Annotated in this window: 4 protein-coding genes; 2 read left to right on the top strand and 2 right to left on the bottom strand. The window is 68.4% G+C overall.

Annotation, left to right across the window (positions count from 1 at the left end; all coding sequences use genetic code 11):
• Positions 1-1,158, bottom strand: a 1,158-nt coding sequence (locus ACWEVO_RS33310; RefSeq protein ID WP_452311400.1) for a glycogen debranching N-terminal domain-containing protein, incomplete at its 3' end; no start/stop codon positions are given.
• Positions 1,155-1,532: an SCP2 sterol-binding domain-containing protein gene (locus ACWEVO_RS33315; protein WP_452311401.1), complete on the bottom strand. Its 378-nt coding sequence runs from the start codon at positions 1,530-1,532 to the stop codon at positions 1,155-1,157. The genes ACWEVO_RS33310 and ACWEVO_RS33315, both read right to left, overlap by 4 nt.
• A gap of 184 nt (positions 1,533-1,716) precedes the next feature.
• Here ACWEVO_RS33315 and ACWEVO_RS33320 point away from each other — a divergent pair, with 184 nt between their 5' ends.
• The gene (locus ACWEVO_RS33320) at positions 1,717-2,094 is read left to right on the top strand and encodes an SCP2 sterol-binding domain-containing protein (RefSeq protein WP_452311402.1); all 378 of its coding nucleotides are present in this window, start codon (positions 1,717-1,719) and stop codon (positions 2,092-2,094) included.
• On the top strand, positions 2,091-3,239 hold a 1,149-nt coding region (locus tag ACWEVO_RS33325; RefSeq protein ID WP_452311403.1), incomplete at its 3' end, for an amylo-alpha-1,6-glucosidase. The genes ACWEVO_RS33320 and ACWEVO_RS33325, both read left to right, overlap by 4 nt.

Genomic DNA, 3,239 nt, shown 5'->3' on the forward strand with positions numbered 1-3,239 from the left:
GTCAATCCAGTGCAGGGCCGCACGCGCCTCGTCCTCGAACTCGCGCACCGTCGCGGCATCCCCGGTCCACCGCTCGTACTCGTCGAGCAGGATCACGTACAGCGGGGTGACGTCGGCGGCGCCGTAGTACGGCGCCTGCGGGCACTCTTCGAACGCGGTCAGCTCGCCGTAGCGGAACTCGCGCAGGATCTTGCCCGGCTCCTCGTCGAGTTCGTCGTCAAGCACGGTGCCCTGGTCGGTGCCGAGCATTCGCAGGGTGTGGACGGCCAGTTCCGGCGTGAACGGCAGCACCTGCAGGCTGGTGAGGATGGGCTCGCGGCCGGTGAGGGTAGCGGCCCACGGCAGGCCCGCCGCGGGCAGCGGCTCGGACGGTAGCGCCAGCGGCGAGAACCGGAGCGCGGCAAGATCGACCAGGCTACGCTCGTAGGCCTGCTCCACCAGCCTCCAGTCGCAGCTCAGCCTCGGAGCCTTGCCGAGCCACCGCCGAAGGTCGTCGTTGAGCCGCATCGGGTCGCGCGGGACGCGGCCGGGATACACGTGGTCGCGAACGTCCTGACCGTCGGGGCGCAGCACCAGCCCCCGGACATGCAGCGTGGTGCTCCACCGCCCGTGCGGTTCGACCCGGATGCGGTAGGTCAGCCCCTGCTCGTCGACCTGTGCCGGTTCGGTCGTGGAGATCACCGTCTCCCGCCGGAACTTCTCCCGCACGTAGCCGATGTGCAGGCGCCCGTCCTCGACGTGCCGGTACAGCCGGCCGACTCCCGTATGTTCCTGTCCGAGGACCACGGCCAGCGGGCTGAAGTCACCGTCCGCGTCCAGGCGGACGGTGAACTCGGCCGGTTCCCCGGAATGGTTGAGCACCGTCAACCGCTCCTCGAAGCTGCCGGCCACCGACCGTTCCCGGATCACCGACGCCTTGGCGTCCACGTAGTGCGTTGGAGCCCCCGGCACCAGGAAGAACCGCACCTCGAAGTACGACGGGTCGTCCACCGCCAGCGCGCTCACCCGTTCGCCGTTGATGGTCAGCCGCCACAGCGAAAGGAACCGGGTGTCGAAGGAGAAGAACCCGCAGGGGCCGATCTCCGTCTCTATGTCGCCACTGCCGCCGCTCAGCACGAAGATGTTGCCGTCCAGGATTCGCACGAGGTCGCTTTTCATCCCTGCCTCCGGCGGTCCCGGGCGGCGAGCCGCGGGTGACGTGCACCGGGCGGCGGCGCGAAAAGCCGCTCCAGCAGGATGATGAGCCGGAACTGCCCTTCGAACATGATGTCGTTGCGCAGCCACGCCGGGAGCGGTTTGGCTTCCCCGCGGGCCATCCGGTCGAAGAAGGCGTTGTCGGAGCGGACGACCGTGTCGGCGGCGCTGTTCTGCTGGGAAACCCGGACGGCGCCGGAGCGGATCTCCACGAACCAGTGGTCGACCTCGTGGTCACGCTCGAGGTCGAAGCGTATGGTGCCGTTCGTCTTCTTCAGCAGGCGTTCGTGGCCGTGACGTTCGAGCGCGTCGAAGAACTTCCTGGTCGCGTCCGACATGGCACCACCCCCGTAGAAATCCTCGACAGGCAGCGTGACCCGGTTCAGGGTGTGCCGGCCTCACCCGGAACGGGTGAACCTGGACGGCGGCCGCGGCAACCGGGGAATTCACCCGGACCGGGTGATGCGAGGGCATCCCGCTTCCGGTCAGGGTGAATTCTCGGGACCATCGGAGGGGAGGCTCATGTCGGATCCCACCACGAGCTTCTTCGAAGCGCTCGGCCGCCGCGGGCACGAGGCCCTCCTGGCGGAGGCCACCGGGACGATACGGTTCGACCTCACCCACGAGCAGGGCGTCGACCGCTGGTTGGTGGTGATGGAGCGGGGCGACGTCCGGGTGTCGCGAGACGGGGGCGAGGCCGACTGCGTCGTCCACGGCCGCCGAGCGACCTTCGACCGAATCATCGCCGGCACGTCGCAGATCTACTCGGCGTGGGTGCGCAACGAACTGCGCACCGAAGGTGACGTCCGGCTGGCACGCCTTTTCCAGCGGGTCATGCCGGGGCGGGCCGGAGCCCATCGCCCTCGGGATTTCGCCCGTGACCGGAGACGTGCGGCATGAGTGACGGCCTTGTCCGACTGCTGGACGGCAACACGTTCGTGGTCAGCGAGGAGAGCGGCGACATCGACGCCTCCCCCGCCATCCCGAGCGGTCTCTTCTCGTTCGACACGCGGTTCCTGTCGAAGTGGATCCTGTCCATCAACGGTCAACGGGTCACCGCGCTCACGCTCGAGGAGGTCGAGTACTTCCAGAACCGGTTCGTCGTCGTCCCAGCCCTGCCCACTCCGCTCGTCGACGTCAGCGTGTCGGCCATCCGGAACCGATCCATCGGCGACAGCTTCACCGAGCGGCTGACGCTGATCAATCACGAACCGGAGCCGGTTGAGCTGCGAGTGCGGATCGACGTCGAAAGCGACTTCGCCGACCTTTTCGAAATCAAGGACGTGCGGAACAAGAGCGGGAGGTACTACACCCACACCGAGGGTGGGTGCCTGCGCCTCGGCTATGAACGGGAGACGTTCCGCCGGGAGACCCTGGTCTCGTCCACCGTCCCGGCCCAGGTCGACGAGCACGGCCTGTCGTACCAGGTGCGGCTCGGACCGCACGGTCAGTGGATCACCGAACTGCGCGTGCAGGCACTGGGCCTGGACGGCCGTGACCTTCGCGAGAGCCTGCTAGGCAGACCGGGCCGGGTCAGGCGGCAACTGAAGCAGGACCTGAACGACTGGCTGGCGGAGGCACCCCGCCTCACCTGCGACTCCCCCACGCTGGCGATGACCTACCGGCGCAGCCTGGCCGACCTCGCCGCGCTGCGGTTCATGCCGTTGACCGGCAGCGGCCACGCCCTTCCCGCGGCCGGCCTGCCGTGGTTCATGGCGATCTTCGGTCGGGACAGCATCCTGACCAGTTTGCAGGCGCTACCGTTCGCGCCCTCCCTGGCGGCGACGACGCTACGCCTGCTTGCTCTGATCCAGGGGGTCGTCCTGGACGACTTCCGCGAGGAGGAGCCGGGGAAGATCGCCCACGAACTGCGCTACGGAGAGACCACCGGGTTCGAGGAACAGCCGCATTCGCCGTACTTCGGCAGCGCCGACGCCACTCCCCTCTACGTCATCCTGCTCGACGAGTACGAGCGGTGGACCGGCGACGCCGCCACGGTCCGGGCGCTCGAACGCACCGCGAGAGCCGCCCTGCAGTGGATTGAT

Source organism: Micromonospora sp. NPDC003776 (assembly GCF_053605645.1).

What these genes read in the sequence shown, in the direction of transcription:
- ACWEVO_RS33315 (WP_452311401.1), bottom strand. Translation starts at nt 1,532, where the DNA reads ATGTCGGACGCGACCAGGAAGTTCTTCGACGCGCTCGAACGTCACGGC.
- ACWEVO_RS33320 (WP_452311402.1), top strand. Translation starts at nt 1,717, where the DNA reads ATGTCGGATCCCACCACGAGCTTCTTCGAAGCGCTCGGCCGCCGCGGG.